This window comes from Pseudomonas sp. FW305-7 (assembly GCF_058786735.1).
In genome coordinates this window covers 91,113-105,824 of sequence record NZ_JBYSZA010000002.1, presented here as the reverse complement: position 1 = coordinate 105,824, position 14,712 = coordinate 91,113, and the positions used below count along the sequence as shown (strand labels likewise).

Annotated in this window: 14 protein-coding genes; 3 read left to right on the top strand and 11 right to left on the bottom strand. The window is 56.5% G+C overall.

Features of this window, described 5'->3' with window-relative positions:
• Positions 1-73: 73 nt before the first annotated feature.
• The 6 genes from atpB to mnmG all read right to left on the bottom strand — a co-directional run bounded on the left by atpB (position 74) and on the right by mnmG (position 5,753).
• Complete coding sequence (atpB, locus tag AC3WMT_RS03550) at positions 74-943, bottom strand: F0F1 ATP synthase subunit A (protein ID WP_034152183.1); 870 nt, start codon at positions 941-943, stop codon at positions 74-76.
• A 16-nt stretch (positions 944-959) separates the two neighbouring features.
• Entirely contained in the window at positions 960-1,367 is a 408-nt protein-coding gene (locus AC3WMT_RS03545) for a F0F1 ATP synthase subunit I (protein WP_003229783.1), read from the bottom strand.
• Positions 1,368-1,515: 148 nt separating this feature from the next.
• Positions 1,516-2,388: a ParB/RepB/Spo0J family partition protein gene (locus tag AC3WMT_RS03540; protein ID WP_042607989.1), complete on the bottom strand. Its 873-nt coding sequence runs from the start codon at positions 2,386-2,388 to the stop codon at positions 1,516-1,518.
• 9 nt (positions 2,389-2,397) lie between these two features.
• On the bottom strand, positions 2,398-3,195 hold the full coding sequence (locus tag AC3WMT_RS03535) for a ParA family protein (protein ID WP_007911909.1): 798 nt from the start codon (positions 3,193-3,195) through the stop codon (positions 2,398-2,400).
• Positions 3,196-3,213: 18 nt separating this feature from the next.
• The gene (gene rsmG / locus AC3WMT_RS03530) at positions 3,214-3,858 is read right to left on the bottom strand and encodes a 16S rRNA (guanine(527)-N(7))-methyltransferase RsmG (RefSeq protein WP_103302854.1); all 645 of its coding nucleotides are present in this window, start codon (positions 3,856-3,858) and stop codon (positions 3,214-3,216) included.
• Positions 3,855-5,753: a tRNA uridine-5-carboxymethylaminomethyl(34) synthesis enzyme MnmG gene (gene mnmG, locus AC3WMT_RS03525; protein ID WP_103302856.1), complete on the bottom strand. Its 1,899-nt coding sequence runs from the start codon at positions 5,751-5,753 to the stop codon at positions 3,855-3,857. Before mnmG ends, rsmG begins: the two co-directional genes overlap by 4 nt.
• Before the next feature lie 581 nt (positions 5,754-6,334).
• Between mnmG and AC3WMT_RS03520 the strand changes: the two genes are divergently transcribed.
• The 3 genes from AC3WMT_RS03520 to AC3WMT_RS03510 all read left to right on the top strand — a co-directional run bounded on the left by AC3WMT_RS03520 (position 6,335) and on the right by AC3WMT_RS03510 (position 10,344).
• Complete coding sequence (locus AC3WMT_RS03520) at positions 6,335-6,841, top strand: sigma-70 family RNA polymerase sigma factor (RefSeq protein WP_103302859.1); 507 nt, start codon at positions 6,335-6,337, stop codon at positions 6,839-6,841.
• On the top strand, positions 6,841-7,788 hold the full coding sequence (locus tag AC3WMT_RS03515; protein WP_103302861.1) for a FecR domain-containing protein: 948 nt from the start codon (positions 6,841-6,843) through the stop codon (positions 7,786-7,788). Before AC3WMT_RS03520 ends, AC3WMT_RS03515 begins: the two co-directional genes overlap by 1 nt.
• Before the next feature lie 120 nt (positions 7,789-7,908).
• A complete protein-coding gene (locus tag AC3WMT_RS03510; protein WP_103302862.1) occupies positions 7,909-10,344 on the top strand; it encodes a TonB-dependent siderophore receptor in 2,436 nt (811 codons plus the stop codon).
• Positions 10,345-10,385: 41 nt separating this feature from the next.
• On the opposite strand, the gene mnmE is transcribed toward AC3WMT_RS03510, so the two are convergent.
• From mnmE to rpmH, 5 genes are all read right to left on the bottom strand, one after another.
• Entirely contained in the window at positions 10,386-11,756 is a 1,371-nt protein-coding gene (gene mnmE / locus AC3WMT_RS03505) for a tRNA uridine-5-carboxymethylaminomethyl(34) synthesis GTPase MnmE (protein WP_103302864.1), read from the bottom strand.
• 81 nt (positions 11,757-11,837) lie between these two features.
• Positions 11,838-13,520 (bottom strand): membrane protein insertase YidC, encoded by a 1,683-nt coding sequence (gene yidC, locus AC3WMT_RS03500; RefSeq protein ID WP_103302866.1) that lies wholly within the window; start codon positions 13,518-13,520, stop codon positions 11,838-11,840.
• 2 nt (positions 13,521-13,522) lie between these two features.
• Complete coding sequence (yidD, locus tag AC3WMT_RS03495; protein WP_010465488.1) at positions 13,523-13,768, bottom strand: membrane protein insertion efficiency factor YidD; 246 nt, start codon at positions 13,766-13,768, stop codon at positions 13,523-13,525.
• The gene (gene rnpA / locus AC3WMT_RS03490; RefSeq protein WP_011336726.1) at positions 13,761-14,162 is read right to left on the bottom strand and encodes a ribonuclease P protein component; all 402 of its coding nucleotides are present in this window, start codon (positions 14,160-14,162) and stop codon (positions 13,761-13,763) included. Before rnpA ends, yidD begins: the two co-directional genes overlap by 8 nt.
• Positions 14,163-14,178: 16 nt before the next feature.
• Positions 14,179-14,313 carry a 50S ribosomal protein L34 gene (gene rpmH, locus AC3WMT_RS03485; protein ID WP_003213577.1) on the bottom strand — a complete coding sequence of 45 codons (135 nt, stop codon included), beginning with the start codon at positions 14,311-14,313 and terminating at the stop codon, positions 14,179-14,181.
• Positions 14,314-14,712 lie beyond the last annotated feature (399 nt).

Here is a 14,712-nt window from a genome sequence, read left to right as displayed (position 1 = left end):
ATCGTTTCAGGTGCCCTGTGAAGAGCCCCCTCCCGTTTGACCGGGAGGGACATCAGACTAGTCGAAACTGGTCTTAATGGTTTTCTTCGTGCGCCATCGACAGGTAGACGATGGTCAGCATCATGAAGATGAACGCCTGCAGAGTGATGATCAGGATGTGGAACACAGCCCACGCCCACTGCAGAACAACGCCCAGGCCGCTCAGCCAGAGCAGGCCGCTGCCGAACATCACAGCGATCAGGATGAACACCAGCTCGCCGGCATACATGTTGCCGAACAGACGCAGAGCCAGGGAGATCGGTTTGGCGATCAGGGTCACGAATTCCAGCAGGAAGTTCACCGGGATCAGCAGGGCTTGAACGAAGATGTTCTTGCTGCCGAACGGGTGCAGGGTCAGCTCGCCGATGAAGCCGCCGAGGCCCTTGACCTTGATGCTATAGAAAATGATCAGTGCGAAAACCGAGAACGCCATGCCCAGGGTCGCGTTCGGGTCGGTAGTCGACACGGCGCGGAACGGGATGTGGTGGTCGCCGGTGATCAGGATGGCCAGCTGAGGAATCCAGTCGACCGGTACCAGGTCGACGGCGTTCATCAGGAACACCCAGACGAAGATGGTCAGTGCCAGCGGTGCAATCACCGGGCTACGGCCATGGAAGCTGTCTTTCACGCTGCCATCGACGAATTCGACCAATACTTCAACGAAGTTCTGCAAAGCACCTGGCTGACCCGAAGTTGCCTTCTTTGCCGCCATGCGGAAAAGAAGAACGAAGATCAGACCCAACGCGACCGACCAGCCGAGGGTATCGACGTGGAAAGCCCAGAAGCCCATTTCTTTGGCTTCTGCTGCGGTATGGGCAAAGCCCCAGCCGCCGTTAGGTAGCTGACCGAAGGTCAGGTTCTGCAAGTGGTGCTGGATATAGCCCGAAGCGGTTGTTTCTGCCATGGTTGCCTCAAACGCCCTAAGGTCTCGAAAGTCTTGTTCTCATCAGCAGGGGAGCGAACCAGCTGACCGACTGAGTCAGCACGAACGCGCCGAATACAGCTATCGGCGCCAGTGGCTTCACACCTGCAAACACCAGTGCGAAAAGCACTGCTGTCAAAATCAGTTTGCCTGCCTCGCCGGCATAAAAAGACCGGACGATGGACTGGGCTGCTCGGGCGCCGGAAAACCGAAATGCCTTGTGAGCGAAATAAACATTGGGCAGCAAGGCTATCAGGCCTCCGCAAAGTCCCGAGTATCCGGCAACGACTCCATGCCATTGCCAGAGCGCCAAAGCGGCAATGAGCAAGATGACAAATTGAGCCATCAACACCGGAAAAACCGCCAGGCGATGGAACGGCAGGCGGTTTGGCTTGCGGGTTTCCATCACGTTTGCTCTCCAATGGTCGGCTGCCAGAATTCAATAACTTGGCATAATTTGTGCCGACAAAATGCGCGCAGAGTATAGGGGCGGTTCTGCCCCTATTCAACTGTCAGGTAGTGATTTCCGACTGCGCGCTACATGAGGAAATGTTTCAGCGGATGTGTGCGAGCACACCCTGGAGCTCATCAAGGGAGTTGTAACCGATCACCAACTGCCCTTTTCCCTTCTTCCCGTGGCGGATCTGCACCGCAGAGCCTAGGCGCTCGGCCAGACGCTGTTCGAGACGAGCGATATCCGGGTCGGGTTTTGTAGCCTCCACAGGCTCCGGTTTGCCACTCAACCACTGGCGAACCAGTGCCTCGGTTTGGCGCACGGTGAGGCCGCGTGCGACAACATGTCGCGCCCCTTCCACCTGCTGATTGTCCGGCAGACCGAGCAAAGCACGCGCATGACCCATTTCCAGGTCACCGTGAGACAACATGGTCTTGATGACTTCCGGCAACGCAATAAGCCGCAACAGGTTAGCCACAGTGACACGGGACTTACCCACAGCCTCGGCGACTTGTTGCTGGGTCAGCTGGAATTCCTGCTGCAAACGCTGCAGGGCCACCGCTTCTTCAATCGGATTGAGGTCTTCGCGCTGAATGTTCTCGATCAGTGCAATGGCGATCGCGGTTTCATCCGGTACATCACGGACCATCGCCGGGATGGTTTCCTGCCCGGCTTGCTGGCTGGCGCGCCAGCGACGTTCACCCGCAATGATTTCAAAGCGCCCGCCACCGATCGGGCGAACCACGATCGGCTGCATGACGCCTTGCGCCTTGATCGACTGCGCCAGTTCTTCCAGCGCCTGCGGATCCATGTCCCGGCGTGGCTGGTACTTGCCGCGCTGGAGCAGATCCAGCGGCAAATGTTGCAGTTCACGCGTATCGGCTTGCGCGGCTTGTTCTTCCAGCGCGCTGACAGTCGGACCACTCAGCAGTGCATCCAGTCCACGTCCGAGACCTCGTTTCTTGACGGCCATGGGGATTCCTTAAGTTGCCTGAGCGGCGGCAATGCGTGAATTTTTGCGCTGACGACGAACCATTTCGCCCGCCAGGGCCAGATAGGCCAGCGCGCCGCGCGATTGCTTATCGTACGCCAGTGCCGGCATGCCGTAGCTTGGCGCTTCGGCCAGGCGAATGTTGCGCGGGATCACTGTGTCGTAGAGCTGCTCGCCGAAGTGTTCCTTGAGCTGCGCCGAAACGTCGTTCATCAGGCTCAGGCGCGGGTCGTACATGGTCCGCAGCAAACCTTCGACTTTCAGGTTCGGGTTCAGCAGTTCGGCGATGCGCTTGATGTTATCCACAAGGTCGCTCAAACCTTCGAGCGCAAAGTACTCGCACTGCATGGGGATAATCACCCCGTCAGCGGCGACCAATGCGTTCAGCGTGAGCATCGACAGCGACGGCGGGCAGTCGATCAGAATGTAATCGTAGTTTTCGCGGATCGGCGCCAGCGCACTGCGCAGACGACTTTCCTTCATCTGCATTTCCAGCAGAACCACTTCCGCGGCCGTCAGGTCGCGGTTGGCCGGCAGCAGTTGATAACCACCGTGCTCGGAATAGTGCATGGCCTGGGCCAGATCGCATTCGCCGATCAGCAGATCGTAGACGGAGTTTTCCAGACCGTGTTTATCCACACCGCTACCCATGGTGGCGTTGCCCTGTGGATCGAGATCGATCAACAGCACCCGGCGCTTGGTCGCGACCAGGGATGCTGCGAGGTTGATGCAGGTGGTGGTCTTGCCCACACCACCCTTTTGGTTCGCTATCGCGAATACCTTAGCCATTCTTGCTTGTGTTCCCAATCATGCCGTGCGGCGCAGTATCAGCAGATGGCGTTGGCCTTGGCAACCGGGTACGGCCAGGGCGTGTTCGCTATCGAGTTTGAAGTCTGCCGGCAATGCTACCAGCTCATCGGCCGGATGAACGCCCTTCATTGCCAGCCAGCGTGTATCGGCATCGCCGAGGTGGCGAGTCCAGTTAGTGAAGTTTTCCATGCTGCTGAACGCCCGGGAAATGATCCCGTTGAACGGCTGCGCAGGCTGGAAGGCTTCGACACGGCTGTGGATAACTTGCAGGTTATCCAGTTTGAGTTCGAGTTTGACCTGAGTCAGGAAGCGGGTTTTCTTGCCATTGCTGTCCAGACAGGTCACTTGCGAGTCTGGATACAGGATCGCCAACGGAATTCCCGGCATACCGCCGCCGCTGCCGACATCGAGCCAGCGACCGTTTTCGATGAACGACATTACGCTCAAGCTATCGAGCAAATGACGAGAAACCATTTCGTCCGGATCGCGCACAGCCGTCAGGTTGTAGGCCTGGTTCCATTTGATCAACAGGGCCAGATAACCCAACAGCAATTCGTGCTGGGTTTCACTGAGATTGACACCGAGCTCGCGGGCTCCTGTGGATAACTCTTCGGCGTGTTGCGAAGTGACCTTAGAACTCAAGCGCTTTGCTCCAACTGACGGCCCGCGCCGCGTTTTTTCAAATGAATCATCAACAGCGAAATTGCTGCCGGGGTCACACCCGGGATCCGCGAAGCCTGGCCCAGCGTCTCGGGTCGAGTCGCGCCGAGCTTGCTCTGGATCTCCTTGGAGAGACCGGAAATGTTGGTGTAATTGATATCCACAGGCAGTTTCGTGTCTTCGCTGGCGCGCAGACGGGCGATTTCGTCCTGCTGACGGTCGATGTACCCGGCGTACTTGGTCTTGATTTCAACCTGCTCGGCGACCTGTGGATCTTCGGCGCCGTTGCCAGTCACTTCGACCAGACCAGCGTAGTCGATTTCCGGACGACTCAAGAGATTGAGCAAGTTGTATTCGTGGGTCAGCGGCGTGCCGAATTTTTCTGCAATCGCCTCGCCCTGCGGCGTGCCCGGGCGAACCCAGGTGCTTTTCAGGCGCTGTTCTTCCAGCTCGATGCTTTCGCGTTTCTTGCAGAAGGCTGCCCAACGCGCGTCATCGACCAAGCCGAGCTCGCGACCTTTTTCGGTCAAACGCAGGTCGGCGTTGTCCTCGCGCAGGATCAGGCGGTACTCGGCACGGGAAGTGAACATGCGGTACGGCTCTTGGGTGCCGAGGGTGATCAGGTCGTCGACCAACACGCCGATGTAGGCTTCATCGCGACGTGGGCACCAGGCTTCTTTGCCTTTCGCACGCAGTGCAGCGTTGGCGCCAGCGAGCAAACCTTGGGCGCCCGCCTCTTCGTAACCGGTGGTGCCGTTGATTTGCCCGGCGAAGAACAGACCGCCGATGACTTTGGTTTCCAGGCTGTACTTCAGATCGCGCGGATCAAAGTAGTCGTACTCGATTGCGTAACCCGGACGCACGATGTGCGCGTTTTCCATGCCGCGAATCGACTGCACGATCTGCAATTGCACGTCGAACGGCAAGCTTGTGGATATCCCGTTCGGGTACAGCTCATGGGTGGTCAAACCTTCCGGTTCGATGAACACCTGATGGCTTTCCTTGTCGGCGAAACGGTGAATCTTGTCTTCGATCGACGGGCAATAACGCGGGCCGATGCCTTCGATTTCACCGGCAGCGGAATACATCGGCGAACGATCGAGGTTCGCCGCGATGATTTCGTGGGTGCGGGCGTTCGTGTGAGTGATCCAGCAACTGACCTGGCGCGGATGCTGTTCTTTGTTGCCCATGAACGACATCACCGGGATCGGCGTATCCCCTGGCTGCTCGGTCATGACCGAGAAATCCACAGATTTGCCATCGATACGCGGTGGCGTACCGGTTTTCAGGCGACCGACACGCAATGGCAGTTCACGCAGACGATGAGCCAGGGCGATCGACGGCGGATCACCGGCGCGACCGCCGGAGAAATTCTGCAACCCGATGTGGATAAGTCCGCCGAGGAACGTACCGGTGGTCAACACCACGGAATCGGCGAAGAAACGCAGACCCATTTGGGTGACAACACCGCGCACTTGTTCCTGCTCAACGATCAGGTCGTCAGCGGCTTGTTGAAATATCCACAGGTTCGGCTGGTTTTCCAGGATTTCGCGGACAGCGGCTTTGTAAAGAATTCGGTCGGCTTGCGCACGGGTTGCTCGTACGGCCGGGCCTTTACGGCTGTTCAACACGCGAAACTGGATGCCGCCCAGATCGGTGGCGATGGCCATCGCGCCGCCGAGGGCGTCGATTTCCTTGACCAGATGGCTTTTGCCAATGCCACCAATGGCCGGGTTGCAACTCATGGCGCCGAGGGTTTCCACGTTATGCGTCAGCAACAGGGTTTTTGCCCCCATACGTGCTGAGGCCAGTGCTGCCTCGGTACCGGCATGACCGCCGCCGATGACGATCACTTCAAAACGGGAAGGGAAATCCACCACGCACCTCGTGCCTGCTTAAGTAGGTAATTCAGGAATAGTTTGAGATCAGGTTTATGGACCTGGTCGGCAAGTATAGGGACTTCGCCCTTCCTAAAGAACCCTTTGCACAAAATTTAACCAGCTGTGGAGAACTTGCGGTTAAAAGAATAAAAAAGAGAGAAATTTATAAAACCTTTGTTTTAAAGCTTATTCTTACTGAGCCACCTTTCTGTGGATAGATTGCTACAGGCCTTTATATTCAATATGTACAGAGTTTCAAAAGCCTGTGTCCATGTGGCCATGAGGGGTTTGGATAACCGGTGTAAGCCTGTGGATGAAAGGGGTTGTTATCCACAGAGGGGTTTATATCCAGTTTTCAAGCCCTGTTATCAACTGACCTCAGTGGCACTTATTCACAGGGCTTAATCCACAGAAAATCGATGAATCACCTTTTTCGAGCACAAAAAAATCGCCACCCATTGCTGGATAGCGAACAGAAAACCCAAAAACAAACGATGGAGTGTTGTCAGAGGCCTATTGTGAGAGGACGTAACAGAGGCTAATAATAGCCATTATCATTAACTCGCCCTCTTCTCCTCATGTCCTTATCCATTCATAACGCTGCGATTGAGCAAATCTACGAGCAACACCATTCGTGGCTATATGGGTGGCTCAAGGGCAAATTGAATGACGCCTGCGATGCTGCCGATGTCGCGCACGACACGTTTGTGCGGATCCTTGCTGCGCGTAATGCCGCGCAGATTCGCGAACCTCGGGACTATCTGACCACCATTGCACGGGGCCTGGTCATTGATCGCTATAGAAGACAGGCCATCGAAGCGGCTTATCTGCAAGCCCTCGCATCTCGTCCCCAAGCCACAGCCATCAGCGAAGAAGACCGGGCGCTGATCATCGAGACGCTGGTCGCTGTGGATAAGGCCTTGACCGGCTTGGGTGCAAGAACCCGGCAGATCTTCATGCTCTCGCAGATCGATGGCCTGACTTATCAACAGATCGCCTTGCAGTTGAAAGTCTCGCTGACCACCGTGAAGAAACACATGATCCGCGCACTGACGGAATGTGCATTGATCATGGCGCAGCTGTGATGGCTATCACCCCTGATCGCAAAGTCTTTGAAGCGGCTGCGGGTTGGTACGTGCAGTTTCAGTCACAGCCACCGACGCTTGCCGAACAACGGGCATGGCAGCTGTGGATAGATAGCGCTCCTGAACATCTGGCGGCCTGGAATCAGATGGAACGGTTGCAACGCCACCTCGGCACGCTGCCGCAGGATCTGAAGCGACGAGCGTTGAGCACCGGCCAGCAACGCCGCCAAATGCTGAAGTTGATGGTGTTGGTGGCTGGCGCAGGTCTGGTTGGCTGGAATGTCCAGCAACACACCTCCCTGGGAAACGTCTGGGCCGACTATAAAACCCGCGTCGGTCAGAGACGTGACATCACGCTGGCCGATGGCAGTCAGATTCAACTGAATACCGATACGGCCATCGACGTGTCTTTCGATAGCAGGCAACGATTGATCCGTTTGCGCACTGGCGAAATCCTTGTCCAGACCGGAAAGCTCGGTGATCAGCGCCCCCTGTACGTCGAAACCCGCGATGGACGTATTCAAGCCTTGGGTACCCGGTTTTCTGTGCATCAGTTGTCGGGATCGACCCGAGTTGGCGTGCTTGAAGATCGGGTCAGCATTCAGCCTGGTGAAGAGGTGGCTAACGCAAGAATATTGAAAGCCGGCGAAGGCGCGGATTTCGATCGTCAGCACATCAGCCGGATTCATTCCTTCAAACCCGCAGAAGTGGCGTGGACCAATGGCCAACTGATCGTGCTCGATGCTCGTCTGGGCGACGTACTCGAAGAGTTGGGCCGCTATCGTCATGGCGTGTTGCAGTGCGATGAACGCGCCCGGGATTTACGCGTGTCTGGCACCTTCCGTCTCGATTCCACCGATGCGGTACTGGCAAATCTGCAGGCTTCAATGCCAATAAACGTGCGTTATTTCACTCGTTATTGGGTTTCGATCCGCCATAACGCCTGATCGAATAGACGCCTGTGGAAAAATAAATCGAAAACGGGGTTATCTTTTTTTGCCCTGACCCGGCCCTACAGGTAATCGCGATAAACGCGGCTCTTTGCCAACTTCAGGGCTTATCCACACATGCGTCTTCCCACGTTTCGTCAGCGTTTTTCCCACCACTGCATTGCCTATAGCTTACTGATGACCAGTGCCACGTCCTGCCTGGTACTGACCGGTAGCGCGTTCGCGGCGACGGCAACCCAGCGATACGCCATTGCCGCCGGACCGCTGGACAACGCCCTGAGCCAGTTTGCGTCGGCAGCGAACGTGATTCTGTCGTTCTCGCCGCAACAGACCAGTCACCTGCGCAGCCCTGGACTGAGCGGCAATTTCTCCGTGGAACAGGGTTTCGCCCAACTGCTGCAAGGTTCCGGTCTGCAAGCCGTGCCACAAGCAGCGGGCAGTTACATTCTGCAGGCACTGCCGACCGGCGATTCGCTGGAATTGGCGCCGACCAACATCAATGGCCAGTTGGCCAACTCGATGAATCTGGATTACGCCGCCGATGTTGGCTACAAGGCGCAGAACAGCCGGATCGGTACGAAAACCAGCACACCGTTGTCGGAAACGCCGCGTTCGGTGTCGGTGGTTACCGCGCAACGCATGAAAGATCAGAAATCTCAGACGCTGACCGAAGTACTTGGCTACGTTCCGGGGATCTTTGCCCCACCGTTTGCCGCCGGCGACAGTCTGGCCGGCGATCTGTTTTTCATTCGCGGTTTCAACGCCACCGATTACGGCTACGGCCTGCTGCGCGATGGACTACGCGTGCAGGGCAACCGCTATGACACCAGCACCGAGCCATATGGGCTGGAGCGGGTCGAGGTTTTCCGCGGCCCGTCTTCACTGCTCTACGGTGAAAACGCGCCGGGCGGTCTGGTCAATCTGGTGAGCAAGCGTCCGACAGCCGACCCTCAGGGCGAAGTGCAATTGGGGTATGGCTCGAATAATCGCCGGCAGATGGGGGTCGATGTATCCGGACCTCTCAACGACAGCGGCAGTGTCCTTGGTCGGGTGGTGATGCTCGGGCGCAAGTCCGACACTCAGACCGATCATGTACCGGACGATCGTATCTACATCGCCCCGTCGCTGACGCTGAATTTCGACGACTTCAACACTTTGACCTTGCTGGCCAACTACCAGAAGGATCACACCAACATGGAACTCGGCCTGCCGGCCGCGGGTACTTTGTTGAGCAATCCCAACGGCAAGTTATCCAAAGACACCATGCTCGGTGATCCGGACTGGAATACCTTCGAGCGCGAAACCTGGAGCACCGGTTACGAGTTCAGCCATTCCTTCAACGACGACTGGCAGTTCCGCCAGAACTCGCGCTACATGCAGTCGCGCATCACCCGCCATGAAACCTGGCCGGGCAACCTGAACAACGCCGGGTTCGGAACGCGGTTGAACATGACCGCTTACGATCGCTTCAACAAATCCATGGTGTACTCGCTGGATAACCAGCTGGAAGGCAAGTTCCAGGTCGGCGGTCTGGAGAACACTGTGCTGTTCGGTGCCAGCTATGACCGCACGTCGTTCAATCAGGACTGGAACGCCGGCATCGTCGGACCGATTGATATCTACAACCCGGTTTACCTGCGCGACCCGACAACGCCGATTGCAGTGCAGAACACCCTGCTTGAGCAGCAGATGAAAGGTGTTTATGCACAGATCCAGAGCAAGTATGACCACTGGCTGTTCCTGCTCGGCGGCCGTCAGGATTGGGTCGACAGTGATTTTCGCGACAAAGTGGCCAAGGGCAGCAACATCAGCTCCGAGGACAAGAAGTTCACCTATCAGGGCGGCGTGATGTACCAGTTCGACAACGGTATGACGCCGTATGTCAGCTACTCGACCTCGTTCGTGCCGGTGCAGCAGATCTCTAATGCCGGCGCGCCGCTTGATCCCATCACCAGCAGCCAGTACGAAGTAGGCCTTAAGTACGAGCCGATCAGCTGGGATACCGCGTTCACTGCTTCGGTGTATGACCTGCGCAAAAAGGACGACACCTACTTCGACTCGACGACAGCGACCTATCGCCAGGTCGGCGAAAGCCGTTCCAAAGGTGTAGAGCTGGAACTGAACAGCAACCTGACCCAGAACCTCAATGTCACCGCTGCTTACACCTACACTGACGCGCGGATCACCAAGGATGCCGCGACGTCACTGGTCAAAGGTCGTCAAATGACCGGCGTGCCGCGTAATCAGGCTTCGGCCTGGGCCAAGTACCGCTTCCTCGATGGCGATCTGAAAGGTTTGTACGTTGGCGGTGGTGTGCGTTACTTCGACAGTGCCTTCGCTTACACCTCGCCTTCGTTATACGGAAAGCTGGATGCCGGCGACGTCACCTTGGTGGATGCGGCGATCGGTTATCAGATCGACACTCACTGGAGCGTCGACTTGAACGCGAAAAATCTTTTCGACAAGGAATATGTCTCGGGATGCAACGACGCCGGCCGCTGCTATTGGGGTGAAGACCGTACGCTGCTCGGCACGGTTTCCTACAACTGGTAAAACGAAAGGGTCTGTGGACAACTTATCCACAGACCCTTTGGTCATTTTCCGATGCAGAAGCTGGAAAAGATTCTTCCCAACAAGTCGTCCGAGCTAAAGGCCCCGGTGATCTCCCCCAGCGAATGCTGAGCCTGGCGCAAATCTTCGGCCAGCAATTCACCCGCGCCAGCCAAAGTCAGTTGTGCGCGGCCGTGTTCCAGCGCCGCACTGGCGTGACGCAAGGCTTCCAGGTGTCGGCGTCGAGCACTGAAACTGCTTTCCGAGGTTTGCTCGTAACCCATGCAGGCTTTTAGGTGATCGCGCAGCAGTTCCAGACCATCGCCTGCCGATTTCGCGCTCAGGCTGATGGTCACATGGCCGTCATCACTGACTTCCAGGGCAATCGCTTCACCGGTCAGATCGGCCTTGTTACGAATCAGAGTGACCTTCGCCGGGTCTGGGCGGATTTCGAGGAACTCCGGCCACAAGGCAAACGGGTCCAACGCTTCCGGGGCGGTGGCATCGACGACCAGCAGTACCCGATCGGCTTCACCAATGGCTTTCAATGCACGCTCGACACCGATCTTTTCCACATGATCATCGGTATCGCGCAGGCCTGCGGTATCCACAACGTGCAACGGCATGCCGTCGATGTGGATATGTTCACGCAGGATATCCCGCGTGGTGCCGGCAATCTCGGTGACGATGGCGGCTTCGCGACCGGCCAACGCGTTCAGCAGACTGGACTTGCCGGCGTTCGGACGACCGGCAATCACCACGGTCATGCCGTCACGTAACAAGGCACCCTGCCCGGCTTCGCGCAGTACTGTCGATAATTCATCACGCACCTTGTCGAGCATGCTCAATACATGGCCGTCGGCGAGGAAGTCGATTTCTTCTTCCGGAAAGTCGATGGCGGCTTCGACGTAGATGCGCAGACCAATCAGTTGCTCGGTCAAGTTATGCACACGCTGGGAGAACGCACCTTGCAAAGAACGCAGGGCATTGCGCGCCGCCTGTGCAGAACTTGCTTCGATCAAGTCGGCGATCGCCTCAGCCTGGGCCAGGTCGAGTTTGTCATTGAGGAAGGCGCGTTCGCTGAATTCCCCCGGGCGAGCCAAACGGCAGCCCAATTCCAGGCAACGCTTGAGCAACATGTCCAGAACGATCGGGCCACCGTGGCCCTGCAGTTCCAGCACGTCTTCACCAGTGAACGAGTTCGGCCCCGGGAAATACAGTGCCAGACCTTCATCCAGCACTTGCTGGTCATCACTGAAAAATGGGCCGTAATGGGCGTAACGCGGTTTCAGTTCGCGGCCGCTGATGGCTTTGGCCGCGACACTGGCCAACGGCCCGGAAATACGGACGATGCCGACACCGCCGCGACCTTGGGCGGTGGCAACAGCGGCGATGGTTTCACGAGGTGTGCTCATAAACCGGTATCCAGACAAAAGTGGCAGATAGCAAAACGCCCCACTAGGGGGCGTTTTGAGTGGTGTTATCCACAGTGCAAGTTACGCCTCGGCTTTTTTCGTCGCCGCTTCGATCTTACGCGTGATGTACCACTGTTGTGCAATCGACAGGCAGTTGTTCACAACCCAGTACAGCACCAGACCTGCCGGGAACCACAAGAAGAAGAAGGTGAAGATGATTGGCATCATTTTCATGACCTTCGCCTGCATCGGATCCGGCGGAGTCGGGTTCAGCTGCTGCTGGATGAACATGGTTGCGCCCATGATGATCGGCAGAATGAAGAACGGATCCTTGATCGACAGGTCAGTGATCCACAGCATGAACGGTGCCTGACGCATTTCCACGCTTTCCAGCAGAACCCAGTACAGCGAAAGGAAAACCGGCATCTGCACGAGGATCGGCAAGCAGCCGCCCAGCGGATTGATCTTCTCTTTCTTGTACAGCTCCATCATGGCTTGCGACATTTTCTGCCGGTCATCGCCATGTTGCTCTTTCAGCGCAGCCAGTTTCGGCGCAACGGCACGCATGCGCGCCATCGATTTGTAGCTAGCGGCCGACAGAGGGAAGAAAAGACCCTTGATCAGCATGGTCAGGAAGATGATCGACCAGCCCCAGTTACCCACAATCGCGTGGATGTGTTGCAACAGCCAGAAGATTGGCTGGGCAATGAACCACAGGATGCCGTAGTCGACGGTCAGTTCCAGACCTGGGGACAACTCTTTGAGCACAGCCTGGCTTTTCGGACCGGCGTACAGCACAGCGCTGGTTTCAACTTTGGCACCCGGAGCAGCGGTCAGTGTAGGACCGGTGTAACCGATGATGTAGTTGCCTTTACTGTCTTTACGGGTCTGGACGATGTTGTTTTCGCCCTTGGCCGGAATCCACGCAGTCACGAAGTAGTGTTGCAGCCACGCTACCCAACCACCGGTGACGGTTTCTTTCAGTTGGGCCTTGTCCATGTCCTTCATGGACACTTTCTTGTACGGCTCCGAACTTGTCCACAGGGCGGCGCCCAGGTAAGTCGCGGTACCAGTAGCGGTTGTGGACGAAGGATCAGCGCTGTTATCACGCTTCAACTGGGCGAACATCGCGCCATTCCAGGGCTGAGCGCTCTGGTTATCCACAATGTAGGAAACGGCTACGTCATACAGGCCGCGCTTCAGGGTGAAACGCTTGATGTAATTGACGCCGTCCTTGCTGAATTTCAGGTCAACGACGAGTTGATCCTGACCGTCAGCCAGTTGATAAGTCTTCTTCTCCGAAGAGTAAACCGGACGACCGGCCGGATTTGCGTCCGGGCCGTTGGTACCGATCAGACCGCTTTGTGCCAGATAAACACGCTCGCCGCCGTTATCGAACAGCTGGAACGGAACATCAGGACGATCCTGACGACGTGGATACAAAGGCAAGGTCAGTTGAGCAACATCGCCACCTTGTGGATCGATCGCGAGATCGAGCACGTCGGTTTTGATCTGGATCAGATCCTTGCTGGCGGCCACCGGAGTTTCGGCAGGTGCGCTGGTATCGCTAGCGGCGCGCGGAATATCGTCACTGGCGGCAGCATTATTGCCAGTGGCGGTGTCCGGCAAACCGGATGTAGTCGTACTGGAAGCAACATTCTGAGTCGGCAGGGCAGCCTGGCCATAGTCCTGGTTCCATTTAAGAACCATAACGTAGGACACGATTGCCAGGGCGACGATCAGGATCGTGCGTTTGATATCCATGATTACTCGGCCATCGAAGAAGAACGGGAGGTAGGGATAGGTGGAACCGGGTCATAACCACCGGGATTCCACGGATGACAGCGACCTAAACGACGAAAGGTCAGCCAGCCACCGCGCAGAAGGCCATGATTTTCGATGGCTTCATACGCGTAGCAAGAACAACTGGGGTAGAAACGACAGTGGCTGGCCATCAAAGGACTAATGGCATAGCGATAAAACTGGATCGGAACGAGTGCCAGTTTACGCATCTGGACTGTCTACCCCTACAGTTTCGGTTTTGACTGCTGGAACGGGCTTGTTACGGGCCAGTCGCTTCCAGAGTTTGCCGAAATGCTGAATCAATTCGGGGTTTTCTACATCACCCAAACCTTTGCGCGCGACGATAACGATATCCCAGCCGACCAGTGAATCCTGGTGCAGACGGAATGATTCGCGCATCAGACGTTTGAGGCGATTTCGCTCAACGGAGAGCTTGACGCTCTTTTTCCCGATAACCAGCCCGAGACGGGGGTGATCGAGATCGTTGTTGCGTGCAAGGAGCAGGAGATTTTTCCCCGGAACCTTGCCGGTAGGGGAGTCAAAGACTGCCTTGAAATGCCGGGGAGTAAGCAGACGCTTTTCCCGACTGAAGTCCTGACTCACCTCCAGTACCGGATTATCAAACTGCCAGACGCGCACGACCTTTGGCGCGACGACGCGACAGGACTGCGCGGCCGTTCTTGGTAGCCATGCGAGCACGGAAACCGTGGGTACGAGCGCGTTTGATAGTGCTTGGTTGGAAAGTACGTTTCATGTCGTGTTACCTGGTTCGTCCACAACGGGCCGGAATGGCCCCCGTTTTAAGAGACCGGGGATTCTAGAGAAAGCAAGCCTTCAGGTCAATTTCCAACCAGCGTTTCCTTATAAATAGATCTTCGGGGCTTCTTTGGCTGAAAGCCTGTTCGCCATACATAAAAATAAAGAAGGGAATTATTTAAAGCTTTTCTGTAAAGCTTATAAAAGCTAGGCACGGCATCATCTGTGGATAAGTGCCATGAGGCCTTATTTTTCGTGATGTACAGAGAATGACAACTACAGTGGAAAACCGTGTTCAGCCTGTGCTGCGCTATCGGATAACCTGTGTGTGGAATGGTCTGTTATCCACAGGCAGGTTATCCACCGAGTTTCGCCCCCAGTTGTCCAGTGCCCTCAG

Coding starts and splice junctions, on each gene's coding strand:
- AC3WMT_RS03540 (WP_042607989.1), bottom strand. CDS start 2,388: ATGGCCGTCAAGAAACGAGGTCTCGGACGTGGACTGGATGCACTGCTG.
- AC3WMT_RS03520 (WP_103302859.1), top strand. CDS start 6,335: ATGTCCTTATCCATTCATAACGCTGCGATTGAGCAAATCTACGAGCAA.
- AC3WMT_RS03515 (WP_103302861.1), top strand. CDS start 6,841: ATGGCTATCACCCCTGATCGCAAAGTCTTTGAAGCGGCTGCGGGTTGG.
- AC3WMT_RS03545 (WP_003229783.1), bottom strand. CDS start 1,367: ATGGAAACCCGCAAGCCAAACCGCCTGCCGTTCCATCGCCTGGCGGTT.
- atpB (WP_034152183.1), bottom strand. CDS start 943: ATGGCAGAAACAACCGCTTCGGGCTATATCCAGCACCACTTGCAGAAC.
- yidC (WP_103302866.1), bottom strand. CDS start 13,520: ATGGATATCAAACGCACGATCCTGATCGTCGCCCTGGCAATCGTGTCC.
- mnmE (WP_103302864.1), bottom strand. CDS start 11,756: ATGAGCACACCTCGTGAAACCATCGCCGCTGTTGCCACCGCCCAAGGT.
- yidD (WP_010465488.1), bottom strand. CDS start 13,768: ATGCGTAAACTGGCACTCGTTCCGATCCAGTTTTATCGCTATGCCATT.
- rpmH (WP_003213577.1), bottom strand. CDS start 14,313: ATGAAACGTACTTTCCAACCAAGCACTATCAAACGCGCTCGTACCCAC.
- AC3WMT_RS03535 (WP_007911909.1), bottom strand. CDS start 3,195: ATGGCTAAGGTATTCGCGATAGCGAACCAAAAGGGTGGTGTGGGCAAG.
- AC3WMT_RS03510 (WP_103302862.1), top strand. CDS start 7,909: ATGCGTCTTCCCACGTTTCGTCAGCGTTTTTCCCACCACTGCATTGCC.